Origin of the sequence: Sulfitobacter sp. F26169L, from assembly GCF_026410285.1 — a bacterium.
Lineage (GTDB): Bacteria > Pseudomonadota > Alphaproteobacteria > Rhodobacterales > Rhodobacteraceae > Sulfitobacter.
Genome location: NZ_JAPMLP010000001.1, coordinates 784,302 through 805,878, shown reverse-complemented (window position 1 = coordinate 805,878; position 21,577 = coordinate 784,302). Strand labels below are relative to the sequence as shown.

21 protein-coding genes and 1 tRNA gene are annotated in these 21,577 nt (G+C 54.2%); 5 read left to right on the top strand and 17 right to left on the bottom strand.

Annotation, left to right across the window (positions count from 1 at the left end):
- Positions 1–92 precede the first annotated feature (92 nt).
- Both OS189_RS03825 and OS189_RS03820 read right to left on the bottom strand, forming a co-directional pair.
- Positions 93–902, bottom strand: a complete 810-nt coding sequence (locus OS189_RS03825) for a DUF2059 domain-containing protein (protein ID WP_267165937.1) — start codon at positions 900–902, stop codon at positions 93–95.
- Entirely contained in the window at positions 903–1,739 is an 837-nt protein-coding gene (locus OS189_RS03820; RefSeq protein ID WP_267165936.1) for a DUF2059 domain-containing protein, read from the bottom strand. It abuts the gene before it with no gap.
- 152 nt (positions 1,740–1,891) lie between these two features.
- On the opposite strand from OS189_RS03820, the gene OS189_RS03815 reads away from it, so the two are divergent.
- Positions 1,892–1,981 (top strand) — tRNA-Ser (locus OS189_RS03815).
- Positions 1,982–2,155: 174 nt separating this feature from the next.
- Complete coding sequence (locus OS189_RS03810; RefSeq protein ID WP_267165935.1) at positions 2,156–2,467, top strand: hypothetical protein; 312 nt, start codon at positions 2,156–2,158, stop codon at positions 2,465–2,467.
- 20 nt (positions 2,468–2,487) lie between these two features.
- Here OS189_RS03810 and OS189_RS03805 read toward each other — a convergent pair whose 3' ends face one another.
- The 12 genes from OS189_RS03805 to OS189_RS03750 form a co-directional block, all read right to left on the bottom strand.
- A complete protein-coding gene (locus tag OS189_RS03805) occupies positions 2,488–3,534 on the bottom strand; it encodes a phage portal family protein (RefSeq protein ID WP_267165934.1) in 1,047 nt (348 codons plus the stop codon).
- Positions 3,534–4,073 carry a hypothetical protein gene (locus OS189_RS03800; protein WP_267165933.1) on the bottom strand — a complete coding sequence of 180 codons (540 nt, stop codon included), beginning with the start codon at positions 4,071–4,073 and terminating at the stop codon, positions 3,534–3,536. Before OS189_RS03800 ends, OS189_RS03805 begins: the two co-directional genes overlap by 1 nt.
- Position 4,074: 1 nt before the next feature.
- Complete coding sequence (locus OS189_RS03795) at positions 4,075–4,656, bottom strand: HK97 family phage prohead protease (protein ID WP_267165932.1); 582 nt, start codon at positions 4,654–4,656, stop codon at positions 4,075–4,077.
- A complete protein-coding gene (locus tag OS189_RS03790; RefSeq protein ID WP_267165931.1) occupies positions 4,656–5,927 on the bottom strand; it encodes a phage major capsid protein in 1,272 nt (423 codons plus the stop codon). Before OS189_RS03790 ends, OS189_RS03795 begins: the two co-directional genes overlap by 1 nt.
- On the bottom strand, positions 5,914–6,189 hold the full coding sequence (locus OS189_RS03785) for an HNH endonuclease (protein ID WP_267165930.1): 276 nt from the start codon (positions 6,187–6,189) through the stop codon (positions 5,914–5,916). The genes OS189_RS03790 and OS189_RS03785 overlap by 14 nt, the downstream gene beginning before the upstream one ends.
- 64 nt (positions 6,190–6,253) lie before the next feature.
- The gene (locus OS189_RS03780; RefSeq protein WP_267165929.1) at positions 6,254–6,616 is read right to left on the bottom strand and encodes a hypothetical protein; all 363 of its coding nucleotides are present in this window, start codon (positions 6,614–6,616) and stop codon (positions 6,254–6,256) included.
- A complete protein-coding gene (locus OS189_RS03775) occupies positions 6,607–8,139 on the bottom strand; it encodes a terminase large subunit domain-containing protein (RefSeq protein WP_267165928.1) in 1,533 nt (510 codons plus the stop codon). Before OS189_RS03775 ends, OS189_RS03780 begins: the two co-directional genes overlap by 10 nt.
- Before the next feature lie 203 nt (positions 8,140–8,342).
- Positions 8,343–9,515: a helicase RepA family protein gene (locus OS189_RS03770; RefSeq protein ID WP_267165927.1), complete on the bottom strand. Its 1,173-nt coding sequence runs from the start codon at positions 9,513–9,515 to the stop codon at positions 8,343–8,345.
- Complete coding sequence (locus tag OS189_RS03765; protein ID WP_267165926.1) at positions 9,512–9,907, bottom strand: hypothetical protein; 396 nt, start codon at positions 9,905–9,907, stop codon at positions 9,512–9,514. The genes OS189_RS03770 and OS189_RS03765 overlap by 4 nt, the downstream gene beginning before the upstream one ends.
- A gap of 145 nt (positions 9,908–10,052) precedes the next feature.
- On the bottom strand, positions 10,053–10,241 hold the full coding sequence (locus OS189_RS03760) for a helix-turn-helix transcriptional regulator (protein ID WP_267165925.1): 189 nt from the start codon (positions 10,239–10,241) through the stop codon (positions 10,053–10,055).
- A 65-nt stretch (positions 10,242–10,306) separates the two neighbouring features.
- Positions 10,307–10,939, bottom strand: a complete 633-nt coding sequence (locus OS189_RS03755; protein ID WP_267165924.1) for a hypothetical protein — start codon at positions 10,937–10,939, stop codon at positions 10,307–10,309.
- On the bottom strand, positions 10,936–12,219 hold the full coding sequence (locus OS189_RS03750) for a tyrosine-type recombinase/integrase (protein ID WP_267165923.1): 1,284 nt from the start codon (positions 12,217–12,219) through the stop codon (positions 10,936–10,938). The genes OS189_RS03755 and OS189_RS03750 overlap by 4 nt, the downstream gene beginning before the upstream one ends.
- Positions 12,220–12,957: 738 nt before the next feature.
- Between OS189_RS03750 and OS189_RS03745 the strand changes: the two genes are divergently transcribed.
- The 3 genes from OS189_RS03745 (at position 12,958) to OS189_RS03735 (ending at position 15,985) form a co-directional block, all read left to right on the top strand.
- Positions 12,958–13,875, top strand: a complete 918-nt coding sequence (locus tag OS189_RS03745) for a hypothetical protein (RefSeq protein ID WP_267165922.1) — start codon at positions 12,958–12,960, stop codon at positions 13,873–13,875.
- Positions 13,876–13,887: 12 nt separating this feature from the next.
- Positions 13,888–14,925, top strand: coding sequence for a GSCFA domain-containing protein (locus OS189_RS03740; protein ID WP_267165921.1), 1,038 nt, complete (start codon positions 13,888–13,890; stop codon positions 14,923–14,925).
- A 937-nt stretch (positions 14,926–15,862) separates the two neighbouring features.
- Positions 15,863–15,985, top strand: a complete 123-nt coding sequence (locus tag OS189_RS03735) for a hypothetical protein (RefSeq protein WP_267165920.1) — start codon at positions 15,863–15,865, stop codon at positions 15,983–15,985.
- 380 nt (positions 15,986–16,365) lie between these two features.
- Here the strand turns inward: OS189_RS03735 and OS189_RS03730 are convergent, their stop codons facing one another.
- The 3 genes from OS189_RS03730 to OS189_RS03720 form a co-directional block, all read right to left on the bottom strand.
- Positions 16,366–18,237: a calcium-binding protein gene (locus tag OS189_RS03730; RefSeq protein ID WP_267165919.1), complete on the bottom strand. Its 1,872-nt coding sequence runs from the start codon at positions 18,235–18,237 to the stop codon at positions 16,366–16,368.
- A gap of 1,408 nt (positions 18,238–19,645) precedes the next feature.
- A complete protein-coding gene (locus tag OS189_RS03725; RefSeq protein ID WP_267165918.1) occupies positions 19,646–20,383 on the bottom strand; it encodes an RlmE family RNA methyltransferase in 738 nt (245 codons plus the stop codon).
- Complete coding sequence (locus OS189_RS03720) at positions 20,383–21,504, bottom strand: Ppx/GppA phosphatase family protein (RefSeq protein WP_267165917.1); 1,122 nt, start codon at positions 21,502–21,504, stop codon at positions 20,383–20,385. The genes OS189_RS03725 and OS189_RS03720 overlap by 1 nt, the downstream gene beginning before the upstream one ends.
- Positions 21,505–21,577 lie beyond the last annotated feature (73 nt).

The following is a 21,577-nucleotide window of genomic DNA, read 5'->3' as shown; positions in this document are numbered from 1 at the left end:
AATGGAAGGGGATCAGGACGGTGTTTCCCGACCTGAAACCATAGCTTATATTGCCGCATTTATTTATCAGGCTTTGGGCAACTGTGCTCTGGCTATAACTCCTCTGCGGCGATGTTCAGTGCCATTGCGCGCCCAAGTGCATATGAAATATCTTCATACAGCGGATCGAACCCTGCAAATAATCCCGCGTTCAGCGATTTGCCCGCCGGGGTTTGCGCAAAGTCGGCATAGGCAGTCAGTTCTTCGATGCTGAGCGGACTATAGGCAAGTGTCAGGAACGCGCCAAGCCAGTTCGCGGTGTCGGCTGTGATGTCTTCACGCTCTGCTTGAACGTCTTCCAGAATTTCGGCATCGCTCATCACGTAGATGTCGCCATCCACCAAAGCACGCAAAAATTGGTAATTTGAATTTAGCGCTGAGGTGACATTGCGGTTGACCAGATCACCAGCGTCAATCATCCGATTGATCTGTACAAGTCGCGGATCATCACTGCCCTCGCGCGCAGCATATTGTTCGCGGGCCTGTTCTTCTACTGCCGGATCAGCCATCGCGCGGCGCGCGGCATTTTCCAGCGTGATAATCCTGCTTCCCAGATCGGAACCAAAGAAAGTGATCGCAGCCTCTAGAGTTTCCCCTTCAAGCGCGGGTTCCAGTCCGGCGCGAATACCTTCTGCGATGCGTTGAGGATCATAAATGCGGATCACTTGCTGTGACCACGCAGGGCCACCCTGCCCCTCTAGCCAGTCACGGTTCAACGTCGCGCCGAACTTCACGCCTTCGGCGTGTAAGATCCCGCTCAGTTCCTGAATTTTCAGGACGTCCATCAAAACAGTGTGGCGCGCTCCCGCCCACAGCGGCAGTGCCATAAGAACCATCAGGAAGGCAGCTAGAAACCGGCGCATTTACAGATCCTGACTGGGCTGCATCAGGCGCAGACGGTCTGCCACCGCTTCGAAACGGTTAGCCATGATCTCGTATTGAACAGCGTTCATCAGGTTGTAGACCTCTTTCATATCGGGGTGTTCCAATGCCTCAGCATAGGCGATCATTTCAGCATCGGAAAACGCCTGATAAGTATAGGCCGAACCCTCCAGCGCGCTTTTGCGCAGGTTCCTGCGCAACTCCTCTTCCTGCGCACGCATGGCTTCCCTAAGGTCCGGTTCTTCCATTTGCAATTCGATCACACCGGCACCTGCTGCGGCCATCAAAAACCTGATTTGCACTTCCTGTATTGACCTGAGCGAGCTTTCCTCGCCCCCGCTGGCCTTATTCAACCGTTCCAATATGGCAATGCGCGGAGAGTCGATGCTTTTCAGTCCCTCAATGATCTGGCCGCCGCTCTCCGATTTCAGTCCGTCTTCCTCAATCATGTGGGAACGATTTTCAACCGCGACCAACCGTTGACCCAGATCGGATGCATAAAATCCCGCAGCGTGGGTCAGCAATTCTTTTGACAGGGTCTTTTCGAGCAGATCAATGGCCATGTCGTGCATCAAATTCGTATCGAACACTTCGGCCACCAGCCGCTTCCACTCCGAACCGAAATCATCTGCCTCAAGCCCCAGCATTTGCGGCGCGGCGTCTGCGGACAGTCGAATGCTGTCCAATGCGACATCAAAACCCGTGACCTCCAGAAATGCCTCGACGTCATCACGTTCAGGCGTATCTGCCTTTGCCACAGTTGCGCACAGGGCCAGCATCACGGCGGCCACAGACATTATCAGGGTGTGCCGGATCATTTGCATATGGTTTCCTTTGTTGCGTTCGCCGACAAACTAGCTGTTCTGTATCGCGCTGCAATGAAAATTCGGTAAACCGGCAAAGATGCGCAAACACCCACTTGCCCAACTCGATAATCCCGCTTAAACGATCGCCTCCAAGACCCCAGCGCGGAGAGGTGCCGGAGTGGTCGAACGGGGCGGTCTCGAAAACCGTTGTGGGTGCAAGCCTACCCAGGGTTCGAATCCCTGTCTCTCCGCCATTAAGTCTTACAACATATTGTTTTGTAACGATTTTTTACAATCACCTAAATAGTGCCGCCCAACCTACCTGCCATCCCTAAAGTTTTCTTTTGTTTTAGGAATTTCAATTGCTGTTAGCGAATTTCCGCTTATGGTCCGGTCTTGAAATATCATTTTAAACAGGACTGAGAAACTTGGAAATTGAGCAGCGTAGAAGAAATCTGGTCACAGAGGCGCAGGCCGATAAAGCCGAAGTCGAACTTTTGACAGACACATTTAATGAAAGCACCGGACTTACATGGCTATGGTCGATGATGTTCGGCCCAATGTATTTTTGGGTCCACGGTTTTATTGGGCGCGGATTCCTACTACTCGCAATTTGCGTTGTAACGCTTGGTTTTGGCATACTATTGGCCCCTTTCCTAGCATATCCCGGCTGGAAGAAGAGAGCTCAACGCAAGGCTTCGAACATGACAACTATTTCCAAGGCGAGGCGCGGCGAATGACTAGATCAACTAACCAATAGCTATTCCTTCCAATCAACTAAGTTTAGTGCCATCGCAGGATCGACGCCCGCTGTTTTGGCCTCTGCCAGTGCCTTCACAAGCGCGGTGACGGTCCTTGCGCGTCCGCCCGCGTCAAACGCCTGTAGGGGCCGCATAACGTCCAGTGTGACTGCGTTGCCCAGCTTATCCGTGGCCTCCTCTGCCATGCCCTCAGCCATTGGCTGTAAAGTCCAGCTTGCAAGATGCCGCTGCGCTTCCCTCACCATCGGCCCCGTGGTTGCTTTGTTGTTTAGACCGGGCAAGATGCCGAAAGCCGCGTTGATCTGGTCGCGGGCTTGGTCCAGCGTCTTGTCCAGCAGAGCCTTGGAAAGATCAGGCGTCAAATCGTTTGCCCGCCAATCTTGCGCCGGGGCGGGTCCACCCGCCGCCTGCACTTGCACCGATTCACGCACCAGCACCTTGCCCCGTGATCCACGGAACCCCCGCGCTATGTCTGCAAGGTCGGTTTCCGGCGTCTCAGGCATTGGCACGATAGACGAACCCAAAGGCGCGTCACCGTAAACCTCGACAAGCGCCCGCTCGATGATTTCCAATAGATCAGCCGACAGGCTGGACCGCTTCAAGGGCGCGGTGCCAAACCAAGGCTGGATTGCATCGGCCCCGATACGAAAGTGCAGCACCTCACCCGCAAGGGCCGTAACAGTCTTGCCGCCGCCAATATCCGGCAAGGTCAGGCGGTAAGCCGTTGGACGGGAAAGCCGTGTGGACAAATCCCAATCAGACACCGGAATAAGAGCCTCATCCGTGATATAGAAAAGCGCCTCACCACGAAGCGCCAGCATCCGGCCCGCAATTGCCAGCGCCCGCCGGTTCAGTAGGTCCGTGCCTTCCACGTCAGCGACAGAAAGGCCGTTTTCCCAGAGCGTGACCGCCGCTTGCACCGTGGCCGTCAATTCAGCCCGCCCGCTTGTGCCTGTGATGTAGGCCGTGCGGGCTTGGATCATTTGCGCGGTGTATCCGGTGCCGGATGTTGCCCGCGTTTCAGTTTTGCTTTTGAATGGCCACATTATTTCTGCCTCCGATATGGGCGCAGCATGTCAGCCGCCCCGCTATTTTGAAGCGCACGGGCCGCGTGGGCCGCATTGCGCTGATAACTTTCCTGAATGGCCCCGCCCATGTTCACGCTGTAGCTGGACACGCCCGCCCGGTCGGTATCGTCAGCCATGTATTCAGCAAGCCGCCGGAACGCCTCAGTGACGGCCTTAGGCGGGGTGCCGTAACCCACTTGCGCCGTGATCCGGTAGACACCATCGAAAGGAAAACAGATGCCTACAGGGCCGTCCAAAAGGGCCAGCCCTTCCCATTGATCGCCCCAGAAATGGGCGTCACGGGATACCAAAGGCGACAGGGGCGGTTTCCACTCAGAACCCGCCTGCCCCTGAATTTTCCAAACCACCTCGCGCGGCGTGTATCGGGTTCGGGTGTAAGCCTCGATCCGTTCCCAAATGATTGCCGCGTCAATCCAAGACGCCGGGTCAGACATTCCAATGGGGCTTGCCGGATAGGTTGCCGGGGTCGCCTCAATTTCGTCTAACAGGTCAGTCATATTATGCCCTCCACCTTTCCCAATGCGCCCACGCGCTTGCAGGCTTCACCATTGGCACCGATACCAGCGGCCCCCAATTCCGGGCCTCGATCTGCGCCGCCGGATACGCGGGTTTTGTAACTGCGCTAATCTCGATCAGGTCAGCAGATCGCACCACGCGCATGATCCCCGTGCCAGATCGCTTCACATAGTCGCCGCCTTGGGAAACCCGAAAGCCTGGACTAATCCCACCGACCAGCCCCGCCGCCAAAGTGCCAAGAAAGTCTTGGACATAGCCGACAGACCGCATTTCAGGCGCAAGAATAGCCTCAAATGTCAGCGCGTCGTCAGTATCCTCAAGGGTCAGGGAACCGGCCCCACGGGATGCCAGCGGCTTGTTCATGTCGTGATGCACCAGCAAGTGAACGTCACCACCATCGGCAACAGACGCGCCAAACGCCCGCGCTTCAAATACTTCCCGCCGCTTTTCCCGACCATCGCTAAGGACAGTCGGGATTGCGTAGGGAAAGCGGCCCCTGAGGACGGTAGAACCGTCCGCAGAGGTGCGGACTTCAAGCCCGCCTTTGGAACCGCCCCAGAGCATTAGCTTGAAGCCGTTTGAACAGCCGTCAGCATTTCAAGCTGAGAGCCACGCGCAACAGTCACGTCCATAGTCGCCAGCGCAGTGACGCGCAGCCCGCCGGATTGTGCGTCACTGAATGGATCACGGATAAGATCCACCGCGCCCCACATACCGACAAAGATAGGCGACACGCCGCCCGCGTTTGTAGTCATCAAGGCGTTAGTCGGTTTCATCGCGCCAGTTGGGGCCGCTAGGCCGTTTGTGGTCATCACAATGTTACCCGCCGGGATGTTTGCCAGCATCCGGTCCCACTCGGAAACAGCCGTGCCGCTAATTAAGGCGCTATCCATCCATGCCCAAACCTCGGGACGAATAAGCAGCTTCACAGCATCGGGCGAACCCGCCGCGTTGCCAGCCATGAAACGAACCACAGCCGCCCGGAACGCCGCCCAGTCCGCCGTCGCCGTGACAGCCGTTGACGTGATGCCGTAGGTTGCGGGTGTGGTCATAACACCCAAAGGCTGGCCAGACGCGCCCGATCCAAGGAACACAACACGATCCATTTCCGCACCGATTGCGCTGTTCATGTCGCGGCGAACAGCAGCTTCCAGAGCCGCGCCGGATTGCTTGAGCGCCTTGCGGGTGATCTTCATTTGTACGCCCAGAGTGTTATCAGGTGACAGCGCCTTGTCAGCCGTCTTGTAAGCAGACGTGCCACCAACATTGCCCGTTTCGGTCGATTGCCAGCCAACTGTTGCGCCGTCAGTTGTCACTGGCCACTCAACAGAACCGTGCGGGATGCTGATTGATTGCGCACCCATGCGGGCCGCAGCCGATCCGGGGAACAAGCGTTCAATGATAGGGCGAGTTTGCATTGGGTCAGCATTGTCACCCGCGATAGTTTCACCCGCCCGTTGCTCAAGAGCCTGATAGGGAATTGGGATTCCGCGATAGCCGCCTTGTGAGCGCAATTCTTGCACGATCTCAGCAGTTTGCCCCGAAAGCGCCGCGCCTTCATCCAAGGCAAGCGCGACTTGGCGCAATTCAAAATTGCCCATCATTTCGGCCCATTCGGAACCGGAACGGGTTTCAAGTTCGTTCTTTGCCGCGTCGCGTTGCTCATCCTCAGAGATAAGCGCAGCGCGGTATTGTGCTTCCTTGGCACGGTATTCCGTATCAAGTTCGCCCATCTTGCGGGTTTCGTCCTCAGATGGGGTTTCGATGTTTGCCAGTTCGGCAAGGTTCTGGCGGATTTCGGAACGTCGCAGTTCCAGTTTTTTAGATGTCAGCATTTAATTTCCTTTCATGCTCGACAGGGTTTCGCTGCATGTCGCGCAGCAGGTCACGCCATTGTTGGCGCTTTGGGGTCAGGGGCTTGTGCCCCACCTCAATTCGGGTTTTCCGCGTGTGGCAGGCACCGCAGAGAATTTGTAAATTGGTCAGCGTGTAGGCCAGTTCAGGGTGCGTTCGGACGGGTTGAATGTGGTCACACTCAAGCCGCTTGTGAGTGCCGCACTGGACGCAAGCCCAGCCGTCACGCTCAAGCGCCTGCATCCGCAAAGCCCGCCACCGGGGGCCGCGTGTGACGGCCTTAGAATGGCGGATATGTTCCTTGCGCTTAGACATAATCACGGCCCTGAATTTCATAGAAAAACAGCGTCCCGCCGGGGGCGTGTGGAACCACCCGAACTATGCCCAGATCAATTGTGCCGATCTTGATTTTGTCGGTTGTTTCCGGCGTGATCGTCAGACCCTCGATGGAAACCAAAACGCGTTGATCGCCCACGTCCATTAGGCCAGCGGCAATAAATTCCTCATTCACAGTGAAGGTGGCGACAAGTGCCGTGCAGGGATATGGCGTTGGCGGGTCAGGGTTTGGAACCATTCCGAACCCATCGTCTATAGGTGGCAGGGGCCGCAGTAGCGTTGCGGCTTGCCCATGTTTCTTGATCAGGCGCGATGCAGTTTGTGTCAGCCCCATGCCAGTCTCCCTTTTGTTTGTGAGGGTGCGCGGCGCATACGGACGCCCTGAGCCACGGCCAGCACCGTTGCCGCAACAGGGTCAATTCGGCCCGTAGAACGGCCAGCGGCCAGCTTGTGATTGCCAGCCGGATCAACCAGCGTGATTGCGTCGGAAAATGCAGAGCGCAACAGCAGCGACGGCATGGCTTTTACATCGCCCTCGAAAACAGCGCGGCGTAGCCGTTCGCAGTCCTCAGAGCCATCTTTCCAGCCAAAGCCGCGCCAAATGAACGGAACCCGCTCAAGGCCAGCATCGCGCAACGCCTCGACAAATTCAGCATGTCGGAACCTATCGCCGCAGATCGCAGCAGGTGTTTGCCCGTCCATTTTTTCCACAACGTCAGCCATGAAGCGGGCAACAGGCACCGTTGCGTCACCCATCGTCACCAGTTCACCACGATCAGCCATTTCAATATAACGCCCGGACACGCCGTCAGCTTGTCCACGATCCGCCAAGCCGGGATTGCACGGGAAAGCCCCGACACATTCCAGCCGCCCAGTTTCCGGCCAATAGAGCGCCGCCGCAGACATGGACCGTGACCCGCCAAGGTCGATTCCCAGAACAACAGGCCCGTCACGCTTGGGCAGATCGTCAGGCGACACCTCGCAAGATAGCCATTCATCCACCGTCAGCAGCACAGACCGATTGTCGGACGCCACCCGTTCGTTGCGGTTAAGGTTGCGAAAACTCGAAAGGGCGGAACCGCCCCGCGCAATTGCGCGGCGGGCTTGTGCTACAAGCCATTCAGCAGAGGGGCCAATCCCCTCAGCCGCGCCGGGGTTTGCCACAAGCAGACTTTCCAGATCGTCAGGGGGTAAGCCCGCGTTGGGCCGATGTTCTTGAACGTATGTGCCGGGGGGCGGTTCATCCATCCACCGTGAAAAGGTGTTCGCATCATCGGGGGCAGATGTTGAGATAATCAGGGCGCGACCATCGCGCTTGCCCAGACCGGACAAGATAGCATTTTCCAACGCGTCGCCTTTTTCGCGTTCCCATGCGGCCCGTTCGTCCAAGATTGCCAGCGTTGGCGCACCGCCCAGAATTGATTTGCCGTCTGCCGCGATAACACGGGCCAGTCCGCCGCCATTCTCTAAGGTTTCCACTTCCAGCTTGGACCCGCGCCGGATCGTGAATTGTTCTTGTTCGTCCTCAGGCAAGCCCTCGATAAAGCCCAGCAGGAACCCAAATGCCGTTTTGGCTTGGTCGCGGTTCCGTGCTGCAAAGATGATTTCACGCTTTGGTTGAGGGGCAATCTCGCCCATCAGATGCCCCAAGGCCAAGCCCGCGCTCAAACTTGTCTTTGCATTGCCGCGACCAATCGACAAAACCCCGGCCTCGATACCCTTGGCAAAGGCACCGCGAACAAATTGCTTTTGATATGTTGCCATCTTCACCCGTTTACCAGCAAGCCGACCCTCAGGAACAACCAGCTTGGGAAGGAAACGCAGAGCCGCCGATGCCTCTTTTGATGCCCTATCCATGATCTTTCCCCCGAATTTTTGGGAGAGAGAAAGAAAGAGTCCCATCGTCGGTCCCATGCCCACTGTTAAAAGGGGGCATTGGGACCATTTGCGTCAGCGTCACAGTCGTCACACCTTCTAAAGGTGTGTGACGTTTGTGACGGTAAGTCTGACCCGCACAAGTGACGCACAGTGACGGATTGTGACGGATGTGACGGCTTGGGCTATTCATCATCCTGAACCCTCCAAACATGGCCGCCAAACTCACGGACCTCATCCATGTCCATTAGCTTTGTCTTTGCCCGCATGAATGCCGTTCGTGCGGCGCTATCGCTCACTCCAGTTGTCAGCCCGTGGACGCCACACGCTTCGCGCCAGTGATCCACCTCGACCACCTTGCGGTTAGCAGGCCATGTGTTGCCGCTCTTGGTCGTGCCGTGATCGCGCAGCGCGTCATGAAGCGCCTGCATAGCCACCTCGTTCTTGCCCCTCAGTGGCTTGCGTGTGGGTGCTGGTGCCTCAGTGGCGTCCACCACGGCGCTTGTGACAGGCTCACCATCCTCATCCATGCCAAGCGTGACCGAACGCAATTTGAAGTGCAGCGGCTCAGGCGGTTCTTGATCGCGTTGCTTGCGCGATAGGATTTCCCATTCCGATGTAACTTGGATTTCGTTATCCACCGCCGCCCGCAGTGCAGACGAACCACGCGCCCCACGGTCCTCATCCTTACCCGTGTGATGGATCACCATGACGTGCGCACCCGTGGCCTCACGGATCAAGTCGCAGTTGCGAACGAACAATGCCGCATCCTTGGCCGTGTTCTCATCACCCGCCCCCATAGAGCGGGCCAGTGTATCCACCACCACCAGCGCCGGGGCCTCGTCGGGCATGATCTGACAGACCGCCAGAGCATCCCCTTGCCCGTGCAGGTCCAGCCCGACAGGCAACAGGGTGAAGGGTGCAGACGCCATTTCAGGGCGTTCATGCTTGATTGCTGCAAGGCGGTTGCGGATACCCGCGCCACCTTCAGCCGCGATGTAGAGAACAGGCCCGCCATTCACGCGCAGACCGCGCCACGGTTTGCCCGCCGCGATGTGCATGGCAATATCCAGCGCCACGAACGTCTTGCCCGCGTTGGACGGGCCGTAGAGCATGGATAGGCAATTACGATCCAGCCAACCTTTGACCATGTAGTTACTGGTTAATACCGCGTCGATTACCGAAAGGCTCACAAGGCGGCGTTTGATGTCACCCGCCCGCTGCCCATGCACTCGCTCTTGCGGAAACTCATCACGGTGCGCGCCAAGCTGGTCTGCCATGTCTGCAAAATCACGGGGCGGAAATTCGAATGTTTGCGGATCACGCACGCCCATGTGTGCTGGTCGGATATACGTCACGCCGCTGCCCTCCCTTGCACAAACTCAAGGAAAGCCGCCTTGCGTTGGGCTGGCATTGCGTTGAAGCTGGCAAGGCAATATGCCTCAAGCGCCTCAGGTTCGGCCATGTCAGCCCAGAAAGCCGCCTCATCCATGTGATTGAGCAGGGGGGCAATCGGTGCGATTGAGCCTTCGGGCAGGACCGTTTCAGCCACGGCAACAACTTGCTCAGGCGTCAGGGACCGCAGAACCGCCCATGCCATAGCGCCGCGCTCTTGCGGCGTCAGACGTGCCGTCAGCACCACCGTCAGGCCGTGCCATGCGTCAGCGTCAGTCAACAGCAGCGAATAGCCCACCGTGCGGGCAACGCGCTTGTAAGCGTCAGGCATATATTTGCTGAGAGTGTTGCTCATGCGGAAAGCCCCCAATGTGTAGACAAAATGGGGTGACGCGCCGCTAACGTTGCGCTATTGTTTACGGGAAGCTGAGCCGCTTCATAAGTCCTCTGAACGTCGGGCGCAGTTACCGCTGCCCCGGCGTTTTCATTTGTCATATTGCTCATGCCGCCACCTCAACTTGTGAGGCTTCCCAAGCGATAATTTCGCTCAGCTTCCAGCCGGTGCAGTTTGGGGAAAGTTTGACAGCGCGGGGAAAATCGGGACGTTCCCGATGCCAGCGCCAGACAGTGTTGCGAGCGATGCCGTAGCGTTCGGCAAGGGTCGTATCGGCAAGATATGTATCAGGCATTTAAGCACCTCGTTGTTACAAGATGCTTGATTATGAGTTCAGAGCGCCAATCCGTTCAAAAGGAGTTAATCGACTTTTTCAGGTCGCATTTTCTCACTTACCACTCTAGCCTGTGCTGCCACGCTTGCCTTGATATAGGCCACTTTGAAAACTCTGTGTAGGAAGTCATACCAGATGCCACTTACATTTCCCGTCAGTGGGTTCGTGGTTAGCGTCGGCAATTTGCCAGTAATATGATGATACATCTGGCCCGCAAAATCGCTGATCTCTGATGCTTCGATCTCAGGCTTGCGTCCGCGCACTTGCTTTCCTTCAACAATGCCAAAAGCAAAGCGTGCAGCCTCTTTGGCATCAATCAGCTTTTCAGAAAATTCTAAAGCACCAAATCCCTCAAGCCCTAAAGCTGAAATTGCGGGTTCGTGCATCTTGTTAATGTGGAGCGCCAAGTTTTCGCAAAGATCAGCAAATTTTCGCAACTCATCATCGCTTACCTTTTGCGATGCTGGTCTAGAGCAGTTTTTTGCCCTACCCCGAGCAAACTCCACGTGGCTCCACAGAAATAGAGCCTTCTGCTCTACCTCTTCTTCACTCAGCATATCAGCACCCGGAAGTTCTGCTATAGCGCCCATGAGTTCAGAACGCCGTTCCAATTCCCAATCCATCGGCCAATCTGATCGCTTAAACCAACGTTCGTTCATACCGCTGCCCCAATCTGCACAACCTTTGCGCCAGTTTCACCACGTAAGAACCGCCCCCATGCCGCCATCATCGCCCGCCGCTTTTCCACCATATCGCCGCGTCTGTAGGCCCGTTCAACCTCAGAGCCAACAGTATGCGCCAACGCAATCTCTGCCATATCACGGGGGTATTCGGTGCGCTCAGCCACCCAATCCCTAAACGTGCTGCGCAAGCCATGTGGGACCGCTGGACGCCCTGACTGGCGGTCCATATACTTGTCAGGCTTGGCCGCGTGTATCCGCTTCATACAGGCCGACAGCGCCGCATCGGACAACTCACCGCCGCGTGGTGCAGGGAATACAAATTCGGAATCCGCAAGCCGGTCCAGACCCTTCAACAGGTCAACGGCTTCTTTCGTCAAAGGGACACGGTGTTCTGCCCTTGCTTTCATCCGCTTAGACGGTATCGTCCAGACTGCTTTGTCCAAATCCATTTCAGACCAAACCGCGCCGCGCACCTCGCCGGATCGTGCCGCGACCATTGCCATAAATTCCAGCGCCCGCGTGGCGAACCCGTCACGGCCCTGCACATCAGAAAACCAACTTGCCGCCTCATCCATCGGCAAGGCCGGATGATGCACCACCTTTGCTAACTTGGACGGCTTGGGCAGGATCGCATCAAGATTGCCTTTCCACCGCGCCGGGTTGTCACCGGACCGATGCCCCGCAACCGTAGCCCACGCCATCACCGCCTCGATACGTCCGCGCAGACGTGACGCGGTTTCCGTTTTGGTGGCCCAGATAGGTTCCAGCGTTCGCTTGATGTCGGACACGTCAATATCCGCGACCAGCATCTTGCCCAAAGTCGGGACCGCATACTTGTCCAGCGTGGCCCGCCATTGCTTGCGGTGTTTCTCATTGTCAAATTCTTGCAGCTTGCCCTCAAGATAGCGTTCCATCGCATCATCGAAAGACAGGCCCCGCCGTTGCGCAGTGACCAAAGCCGCACGGTTGGCCTTGCGGTGCTCCACTGGATCAATGCCTTGCCAGATCATATCCCGCGCCTCCCTCGCCCGATCACGTGCTTGCCCCAAAGTCACGTCAGGATAGCCACCTAGTCCGATATGTCGCCGCTTGTCACCAATCTTGCAGCGCAACAGCCATGACCGCCCGTTCACTGGCGTCAATTGTAGCAACAGACCATCAACACCGCCGACCGCGACAGTCTGATTGCCGCCCTTGCCAGAGTGTTCCAGTCGCTTCACTTCGATTGCCGACAGTTCTCTTGCTTTTCTAGGCATAGCCGATCCCCACTTTATGGCGGGTGGGTTTTCGCGTTCATCCGGTAAGGTCCAAGAACCTCCGCCACAGTTACCGCCTAACCTACCCGCCATAAGAAATAACATTGCACCGAATTGAAAGCAACAGCATGTTACATGAAAATCCGCTAAACCCTTTATTTACATAGTGATATGGTGCAGCCCGTTACGGGGCGTTACGGCACATTGGCCGCCTGTCTCTCCGCCAGCCGATCAGATGCAGTTTAAGTGGCTGAGTATAAATAGTTATTTTAGGCGGGGCTTTCGCCCTACATACACGCCGACTACACCCGTCAGGGTGTTGTTGAATTGGTTAGTGATGGTGCTTTAGATCACTTTGCAGGATCGTCACGATTTTGCAGGTCAATAACGTACTCTTTGTAGTCGGCAACGCGGTAGGTGTTGCACTTGGCAGCAGCGGTGGGCGCGCGGAGTTTCCTCGTCTTGATCAAGCATCCCTTTGAAGCCAGAACGTATGCGAAGGTGGGTTGGCCAACAAGGTGACCTCACTGGCGTGTTCAATGTTGTCGAAATCCTGGTGGGTCCTTAGTTATTCTTGGTTGGTGGCTTTGCAACAACCAATGTTGTATTCAGAAAAATTTGTTAATATAGAACGCCAAGCAGTTGAGATTGAGCGAAAATCAGACTCCGGGCCAGTATGAGAACATCGGCTCCTTATAGTCAGGTAGTGATTTTAATGAAAATGCAGGAATTGATCTGATGGCAGTCGATTATAAGAAAATAACTCTTTCCGACGGACCTGTAGAGATTGAGATTGATGGTCAAAAAATCCCGGTTGCTTACAAGGCAGGTGGTATGAACAGTCTAATCGTACTTTTCCATGGAGCACTTAACCGCAAGACCCGACCATTCCCGTTTTTTCAGCCGTTTTTGCCTATTAATGCGCACCAGATCGCAATCGCGGATGTGACGCTCGCTGAACATGACGATCTTAGCGTTGGTTGGTACATAGGTTCGGAAAATAGCGGACTACCAGAAAAAATCAAAATGCTGATTGATGGTCTCGTAAAACACCTCGGCGCTAGCAGGCGGGTTTACGTGGGGGGATCTTCTGGAGGATTTGCGGCATTGCATTTTTCTTTCCTTGACGCTGGAAGCATCGCAGTTGCGGCAAATCCACAGACAGATCTTCTAGCTTACGGCAGTGCTAGTGCGGAGGCCTTCCGTGAAAAATGTTGGCCTTCTGCCAAATCCCTGCACGAACTTGCAGATATCGCGCCCATAAATATGTGTAAATTTTATAGCAAGGGGTTCCGAAACCGAGTTATTTACGTGCAAAGTGCTGGCGATTATGGGCATGTCCAAAGCCAGCTTACCCCATTTATGGCCGCGATTGACGCCAATCACCGCAGAAGCGTTTTGTTCGATGTCGGTTTCTGGGATATTCTCGGCCACAGCGGCTCAGCGCCACCAAGAGCGTGGATACCATGGGTTAGAACCGCCCTTACGGCGCCTACTTTTCAGGCGGATGCATTGTTGAAAACGCATTATGCGTTGACTGAACAGAATATCGCACGCGCACAAGCGCGACCTTCGCAAAAACAAGACACGGCCAAACCCGATGCGCGTGATTTGCAGCGGGCCAAGCAGCTACGCGACAGCATGTTAAATTCCTGATCGGAGCCTTTGATGATAAATCCTTACAAGTCGCAACCCATCACTGCTTTTTGGCGTCCTGCCGTCGCTGAGCGGCACTACGCAGATTTGAAAGATCTATGGTTGCCGCCGGAACTAAAGAAATCACATAAGGTTGCCACTGCGGGCAGTTGTTTTGCTCAGCACATTGGGAACAATCTTGCCATTCGCGGTGCGAATTTTATGGATATGGAGCCTGCCCCCTCGATGTTTGAGTCTGAAACCGAGGCGCGACGCTGGGGGTTTGGAGTTTTTTCGTGCCGATACGGCAACATCTATACAACCCGTCAGTTGATCCAGCTTTTTGACGAAGCCTTTGGTAAACGGACGCCGACGGAACAGGTCTGGGAAAAGGATGGTCGCTTTTATGATGCGCTTCGCCCAAGCGTTGACCCTGTAGGGCAGGAAAGTGTTGAGACAGTACTGGCTTTGCGCGAAAAGCACTTGGCCAAGGTTCGCGAGATGTTTGAAACTCTAGACCTTTTCGTATTTACGCTCGGACTGACCGAAGGTTGGGAAAGTGTCAGAGACAATACCATGTACCCTATGGCTCCGGGCACGCTTGCCGGATCGTATGATCCGGCAAAATACCGGTTTCGAAACCTTAGACACGCTGAAATCCTAAGCGATCTCACCGAAATGCGTACGCGTCTCAGAGATATCAATCCCACCGCACAAACATTACTTACTGTGTCACCTGTACCGTTGACAGCTACGGCCACTGATGCCCACGTTTTACCAGCGACCATTTATTCCAAATCGGTCCTGCGTGGAGTTGCTGGCGAAATGGCTGATGATTATCAGGATGTCACCTACTTTCCATCCTACGAAATCATTTCCTCACATCCTTCAAATGGAATGTTTTTCAACCCAGACAAGCGAACAGTTAACCAGTTTGGCGTTAATTACGTTATGAAACACTTTTTTTCAGGTGCTCTTGCTAAAGAATTCAATAGCGCTTCAATTTCCGAGAAACAGAATAGTCTCGACCTGATTTGCGATGAAGAAACATTAGAGGATGCGTTGGATTGACTGAGGTCAGTCCGAATTTATTTCAACGTAGCAATAAGAATGACATTGGATCATGCGAAAACTGCACGGTTGTTCATAGTTGTCGTATCGATGCTCTGTACTGAAATGCTGCTATGGCAGGGCAAGACGCTGCAATTTTCTTAAGCTCGTGCGGGCGGTCTGTACTATCGGACAAGCGGCGGGTGCTTAGGGAACGTTGGTCTGGTCATGAAAATGGGACAAAAACGACGTAGTTAAGATTGCCTGTTGTTTGCACCCATTGGGTATACGCCGCTTTCTATGTTTTGGAACCAGTCCACAGCTGCCAGAATTGACGATGCTTGTTGAATATTCGCTGACCTTTAATTCAAGGATAGCATTTACAAGAGTTGGTCCGTGGATCAGCTATGGATATTGTCGAACATGTGCTTTTGAATTGATGTCGACGTACAGAATTATAGCTAAAAAAGTGGCATTATGACGGCCAAGTAGGCTGCATCTAATGACCGCAACCAAACCTAATACACTTCTGGTGCTGAATTAGCCTGACTTCTTGAGGAACAGCAGCCGAGGAGTGCAATTAAAAGCCTCTTCTCAATCTACCTGCCTCCCAGACGCAGTTCAAAACCACATTTGAGAGTCCCGCAAAGTCGCTTGAGGTATTAGTTCAGAACCTTTTCCCAGATTAAGAAGAAGAGGATGAATAAGTTGCAGAATGCAACGAGCGGATGAAGTGCAAAATTGTGTACTATTTTGAGGAAACAGATAGGCTTGATGACAAGGCCATAGATGAAGTTTTGGCAGCGATCCTTAAGTTTGAGGAACCGAAAAAGTTCAAGCCCTTTCTAGCGGTCTCACATATGTTGGGCGGCTAAATTCAAAACATATCGACACCACGTTCTTTCCCGCTGATCCGGCCTATCTGGGATATTTCACAGTATGGATTGAGTTTTTGCGCATGGAAAAGTTGTTTGACGATACCGATGCCGTGCTCCCGAAGGCGCAAAGGGGACTGGCGCCAACCGGCGGATTTCCAAAGCTGGTATTTTCCCGTGATCCGTTTGCTACCAAAGCCCGCTGAACAAGATCAACCGCAACGCCTTTGCTATGGTGCAACCAGCCCAATACACGCCTCACCCATTCCGCACGACATTGATCAAGGTGGCGAATGACTGTTGCAGCACCGTGGAAGAGTTCGAGTCCTGGGAGATGACTTTCGGCCTTGAAAACAAGGGGATAACGATATGATCAAACCTGCCTATCCTGCAGCAACGCAAAGAGAAGTTAATAGAAAATGCAGAAGGCATTTAGAAAGGGTCTTAAAGACACGTGTATTGCGGATTATAAATTAAACGACGTGCATGCCGTTGGACCCACTAGCGGAAATGCATGCATTAAATAAGGTACACCCTCGGGGGGCATACCTTATTTTTTCTTATATTGCTGAGTTCAAAGTATGAATTACAATATGAAATCGTCAGCACTCATGGAGGTCACGCCCAACAGTTCGATGCTCATGTCATGGATACCATCGCCATCTACGTCTCCCATCAGGGTGCCGTTGGTTCCGTCAGTTGAGAAGCGCAGCTGACCGGCAGCGCTGAAAGCGGCTTCATTAATAAAGCTGAACTCCTGATCCGATGCGACGAGGGTGTTTGCATCGATTGCGGCAAGATTGACAATCTCGTTTGCTTCGAAGTCAACGATCGTGTCTTGGCTGCCAACATTGCTTTCTGACACAAAGTTGAAAACAAACGTGTCTGTACCTTCTCCGCCTGTCAATCTATCAGCCCCTTCTGCGCCGTTCAGGGTGTCGTTCCCATCGCCGCCACTCAAAACATCGTTGTCGCCACCACCGTCTAGGAAGTCGGCACCTTGACCACCATGAAGCAGGTCTTCGCCACTGCCGCCATCCAAGCTGTCGTCATTGTCTCCTCCAAAAAGCTTGTCCGTCCCATTCCCCCCTGACAGCTGATCCACTCCGGTACCTCCATAAAGGCGGTCGGCTCCGTCGCCTCCGTTCAGGGTGTCGTTACCTGCATCACCGCCGAGTTGATCATCGCCGGCGTCACCGGAAAGAAGATCGTTATCAGCGCCACCAAACAAGATGTCATTACCTGCGTTTCCCCCGAGCTGATCGTCACCGTCGCCTCCGAATAGGGTATCCATGTCGTTCCCCCCGTCCAGAGTGTCATTGCCACTGTCACCAGCCAAGACGTCTGCGCCTTCGCCACCCTGCAACAGGTCATTTCCACCATCGCCATCCAGACGATCATTGCCGCTACCACCGTAAAGCCGGTCGTTCCCGCCGTCTCCGTTCAGGGTGTCGTTACCTGCATCACCGCCGAGTTGATCATCGCCAGCGTCACCGGAAAGCAGATCGTTGTCAGCGCCGCCAAACAAGGTGTCGTTACCTGCGTTTCCGCCGAGCTGATCGTCACCGTCACCGCCGAACAGGGTGTCCATGTCGTTCCCACCGTCCAGAGTGTCATTGCCCCCGCTCCCCGCCAGAAGGTCTGCGCCTTCACCGCCGCGTAGCAGATCATTTCCATCATCTCCGTCCAGACGATCGTTGCCGCTACCTCCATAAAGACGGTCGGCTCCGTCGCCTCCGTTCAGGGTGTCGTTACCTGCATCACCGCCGAGTTGATCATCGCCAGCGTCACCGGAAAGCAGATCGTTGTCAGCGCCGCCAAACAAGGTGTCGTTACCTGCGTTTCCGCCGAGTTGATCGTCACCGTCACCGCCGAACAGGGTGTCCATGTCGGCCCCCCCGTCCAGAGTGTCTTGTCCTTCATTACCCATCAGCAGATCGGCATCATTTCCTCCTTCGATTTGATCGTTGCCCCCACCACCACCAACTGTGTCAGCCCCTTCATTTCCGGACATGTAGTTGTCAAAGTGATCACCGTTGAAATTGTCATCTATTTCAGTGCCGATATAAGGATTATCAAAAATTCCAGTGGCACTTGGTTCGATGTCGATGGCGAGTGCTACCGCACCAATCAGGTTGGGAGTTCCGTTTGGATAATAGAAATAGATCTGGCCGTTCGCATCAAATGCGACAAGCTGTGCGGGCGAACCGAGTGCTACCAGAACTCCGCCTACAATGACTCCAGGTGTTGCCGTGCCAGAGCCGATATAGGTTACAGGTTGTCCGTCAAATGTGCTGATCCTGCTGTCATCAATTTCCAGCATACCATCATTATCTGCAAACTCTCCGGTCGATGGTCCCGAAAAGTGCCCCAGCAGAATGTTTGGATTGTCACTTATAAGATTGGTCCCAAGCAGGGTACCGTTGTACTTATAGGTTTGAAGTATTTCTGTGGGCATGTGTCACCTTTCCAATTATCATAAAATCGAGAGCACACTCCAAGGTTGAAACTGAAGTGCGTCAAAAAAATGACTGAAGTATTTTTATTCTGTTTTAAGTTTTCGGAGCATCTATGAATGCAACGGATAGCCGTTGGGAAAAAGTAACCTGACGTTGAAACAGGTTGATCTGCCTTCAGAAGTTACTGGTTTTAAAGAAGGTTTTTCTCGTCTATTTTTGATCAAATGCAGGTGGGAGATACATTGAAGATAGAGTCTGCTGTGGAAGAAAACCTATCTTCATTGGCTTAGGAAAACTCCCAGAATATGATGATAAGTATCTATAAAAATTAGAAACTTTTCAGAATACGATTACAGTGTGGCAGCAGACAGGCAAACAAGCGGGGAGAAGATAATTTCCATGAAATTTCAAACTTTGGGTAGTGCTTTTATGAGAGAGTATTCCAATAATTATTCAACATTTTCTGTATAGTTAGCAGGGTGGTTATAATCATGGTCTCTCTGCCAGCGTTCCGGCTCGTCACTACATAACTGGAAAATATAAATTTGTGACAAGAAGTTTTTAAGGCCAACATGTTTACCACACCCTTACAGGTCACTTGAGCGTGCGTGAGGCGGTGATCGGTATAGCAGTTCAAAACCGTCACATGCCTCTGATTTCATTGCTTCTTTCGATACACGCGTACCACATTAATGGCAGGTTCCTTGCAGTCCTTCATATGGTAGGTAATGAACTTCCCTAAAACAGCGGGGCCGCGTGGTTTTTTCTCATTGAACGGGTCCAACATTCATTCCAACCCTCAACAATTTATCTGCTTACCATCACGCCCCTTAGGAGGAGCAGGTCGCACGGGATCTCTATCGAGCTCAATCATGTGTGAGGTCTTGCTGGTCTTTAAACCGTACTTTTGGTCTAACTTTACGCCGGCCAGCGGCCATGCTGCGTTCCGCGACTGGTATCGGGACCACCGCCACCTCAGTAAGAGAGTCTGCCATTTCGTTTCGCAAAAACCATTGCTCCGATTGTTGCGGTTTCTCGACGGCATTGGAAGGTATGGCCGTTTCTGCCCATCAAGAAATACGAGGGGCAGATACAGAGGCTCAATAATACATAAATCGTAAATAGTTTCTAAATGTTAAAGCTGTCGTTCCCCGGGCTTTCCCTTTTAAACCGTCTAATTAGACAAACTTTTCCAAGCTGTCTTTGAAGGGCTTTTCACCTTTCTGGTTTCGAGTACCCGCGCATCTGCAAACATTTCTGGATTTTACGCCTAATTGAGTGCGACGCCAGCTTTTCCCCATGACCCTTAACGGGATGGGGTCATCCATTGCGTTCCCTCGAATACTGTCGCCCATCATCTGCGCATTTTGCTTCTGCGCCCATCAGTGAAGTGTTGCCGATGGCGTGCTAGGCGCTTTCTTCGGGCTTCTCCGCCCTAAAGCCTGTGGCAACCACAAATTTCTCTGAACTGTCCTGACGACTGGAGGGGGGCTTGAAATTCGCCACCTTACGGAACCGCTGTTTGAGCAGTTTTTGCAATTCACCCTCGGCGCCCCCGGCGAGGGTTTTGGCGATGAATGTGCCGCCTTCCTCCAGAACATCAAACGCAAAATAGGCCGCGGCCTCACATAGGGCGATGATGCGCAAGTGATCGGTTTGCTTGTGCCCCGAAGATGCGGCGGCCATGTCTGACATCACCACGTCAGCATTCCCGTTCAGCCATTCCTTGACCTTCAGATCGGCGTCGTCTTCCATAAAATCAAGCTGGTGGATTTCACAGCCTGCGATCGGCTCCATTTCCTGCAAATCAATCGCTAGAATGGTGCCCACAGCCTTGCCGCCACGCTCGCCCAGCACGTTGGATCGTTTCACCGCCACCTGGCACCAGCCGCCCGGAGCTGCGCCCAGATCGACAATACGCGCACCCGGCACCAGAAAGCGGTACTTGTCATCCAGTTCCATGATCTTGAACGCCGCGCGGCCGCGGTATCCTTCGGCCTTGGCGCGTTTTACGTATGGGTCATTCAACTGGCGCTGCAACCAGCGGGTCGAGCTTAGCTTGCGACCCCGCGCGGATTTCACCTTCACTTTCAGATCGCGTTGCCCGCGACCGGATGTGTTTTTTCCTGTTGGCGTCTTGCCCATTAGAATATTCCTTCTTCGAGCACACCATCGGCGCTCATTTGTGCGTATAGCAGACCTTCGCGCAAACCGCGATCCGCAACGCTCAACCGGTCGGTTGGCCAGCAGCGCATGAGTGCCTGCAAAATGGCAGCGCCCGACATGATCAGCGCGGCGCGGTCATGGCCTATACAGGGGTCAATCCGCCTGCCCTCCGGCCCCAGCGCAAGATAGCGGTGAATGACCTTGTCGATCTGCTGGCTGGTCATGTGCAGACCGTCAACCTTTGTACGATCATACCGGCGCAGGCCCAGATGACTGGCCGCAACTGTTGTGACAGTCCCGGATGTGCCGACAATCTGGAATCGTTCCTGCGGCTGCGCGGATTGATAGGGCGTGAAGTCTGCCAGATTTTCCTCGAAAAACCAGCTCATCAGCGCAAATCTTGCCGCGTCATCCTCTACGTCGGAAAACTGGTCACGCAGGGTAGCCACGCCCAAGGGCACGCTGATCCAGTCCACCACTTTTGCGGCGGGTATATCTGTGGGGGCCTGAACAAAGCCGTTGTGCAACCGCATGATGGATTGGGTGCGGTCGCGTCTTGGCACTTTGCTGACATCTATCCAGACCAGTTCTGTGGAACCGCCGCCGATATCGACAACCAGCAGGTTTTCGGTTTTCGGACTGACCAGCGGCGCGCAGGAAATAACCGCCAGCTGCGCCTCCTGCTCGGGGGCGATGATATCCAGCTTCAGGCCAGTCTCGCGGGTGATACGGCGCATGAATTCATCACCGTTGCTGGCGCGGCGGCAGGCTTCGGTTGCGACAAGACGCATCCGCTTGACCTTGTTGCGGCGTAGTTTCTGCTGGCAGATGCGCAATGCCTGTATGGTGCGCGTCATCGATCCGCGCGACAACCGCCCGGTCTTTTCAAGACCCGCGCCAAGTTGCACGGATTTTGAAAAACTGTCGACCACATTAAAGCCGCCCCCCTTAGGTTGGGCGATCAGCATGCGACAACTATTTGTGCCCAGATCAAGGGCCGCATATAGGTCGTTCGATCTGGACGAAACTGGCGCGGGGCTCAGAGCCGTCGATTTTTTACGTTCGAGCGCGCCCGCACCTTTGGAGCGCTTTGGCGCCATGAGTTGCGCCTTTCATTACGTGTTGGCGCTAGGATACTTCCTGTACCGCGCTGGCGCAAGCGCTCGCGTCGTT

Excerpts from the sequence above, each read along its gene's own strand:
- OS189_RS03825 (WP_267165937.1), bottom strand. The coding sequence starts at position 902 with ATGCGCCGGTTTCTAGCTGCCTTCCTGATGGTTCTTATGGCACTGCCG.
- OS189_RS03820 (WP_267165936.1), bottom strand. The coding sequence starts at position 1,739 with ATGATCCGGCACACCCTGATAATGTCTGTGGCCGCCGTGATGCTGGCC.
- OS189_RS03805 (WP_267165934.1), bottom strand. The coding sequence starts at position 3,534 with ATGTGGCCATTCAAAAGCAAAACTGAAACGCGGGCAACATCCGGCACC.
- OS189_RS03800 (WP_267165933.1), bottom strand. The coding sequence starts at position 4,073 with ATGACTGACCTGTTAGACGAAATTGAGGCGACCCCGGCAACCTATCCG.
- OS189_RS03795 (WP_267165932.1), bottom strand. The coding sequence starts at position 4,656 with ATGCTCTGGGGCGGTTCCAAAGGCGGGCTTGAAGTCCGCACCTCTGCG.
- OS189_RS03790 (WP_267165931.1), bottom strand. The coding sequence starts at position 5,927 with ATGCTGACATCTAAAAAACTGGAACTGCGACGTTCCGAAATCCGCCAG.
- OS189_RS03785 (WP_267165930.1), bottom strand. The coding sequence starts at position 6,189 with ATGCAGGCGCTTGAGCGTGACGGCTGGGCTTGCGTCCAGTGCGGCACT.
- OS189_RS03780 (WP_267165929.1), bottom strand. The coding sequence starts at position 6,616 with ATGGGGCTGACACAAACTGCATCGCGCCTGATCAAGAAACATGGGCAA.
- OS189_RS03775 (WP_267165928.1), bottom strand. The coding sequence starts at position 8,139 with ATGGATAGGGCATCAAAAGAGGCATCGGCGGCTCTGCGTTTCCTTCCC.
- OS189_RS03765 (WP_267165926.1), bottom strand. The coding sequence starts at position 9,907 with ATGAGCAACACTCTCAGCAAATATATGCCTGACGCTTACAAGCGCGTT.
- OS189_RS03760 (WP_267165925.1), bottom strand. The coding sequence starts at position 10,241 with ATGCCTGATACATATCTTGCCGATACGACCCTTGCCGAACGCTACGGC.
- OS189_RS03755 (WP_267165924.1), bottom strand. The coding sequence starts at position 10,939 with ATGAACGAACGTTGGTTTAAGCGATCAGATTGGCCGATGGATTGGGAA.
- OS189_RS03750 (WP_267165923.1), bottom strand. The coding sequence starts at position 12,219 with ATGCCTAGAAAAGCAAGAGAACTGTCGGCAATCGAAGTGAAGCGACTG.
- OS189_RS03745 (WP_267165922.1), top strand. The coding sequence starts at position 12,958 with ATGGCAGTCGATTATAAGAAAATAACTCTTTCCGACGGACCTGTAGAG.
- OS189_RS03740 (WP_267165921.1), top strand. The coding sequence starts at position 13,888 with ATGATAAATCCTTACAAGTCGCAACCCATCACTGCTTTTTGGCGTCCT.
- OS189_RS03735 (WP_267165920.1), top strand. The coding sequence starts at position 15,863 with ATGGAAAAGTTGTTTGACGATACCGATGCCGTGCTCCCGAAGGCGCAA.
- OS189_RS03730 (WP_267165919.1), bottom strand. The coding sequence starts at position 18,237 with ATGCCCACAGAAATACTTCAAACCTATAAGTACAACGGTACCCTGCTT.
- OS189_RS03725 (WP_267165918.1), bottom strand. The coding sequence starts at position 20,383 with ATGGGCAAGACGCCAACAGGAAAAAACACATCCGGTCGCGGGCAACGC.
- OS189_RS03720 (WP_267165917.1), bottom strand. The coding sequence starts at position 21,504 with ATGGCGCCAAAGCGCTCCAAAGGTGCGGGCGCGCTCGAACGTAAAAAA.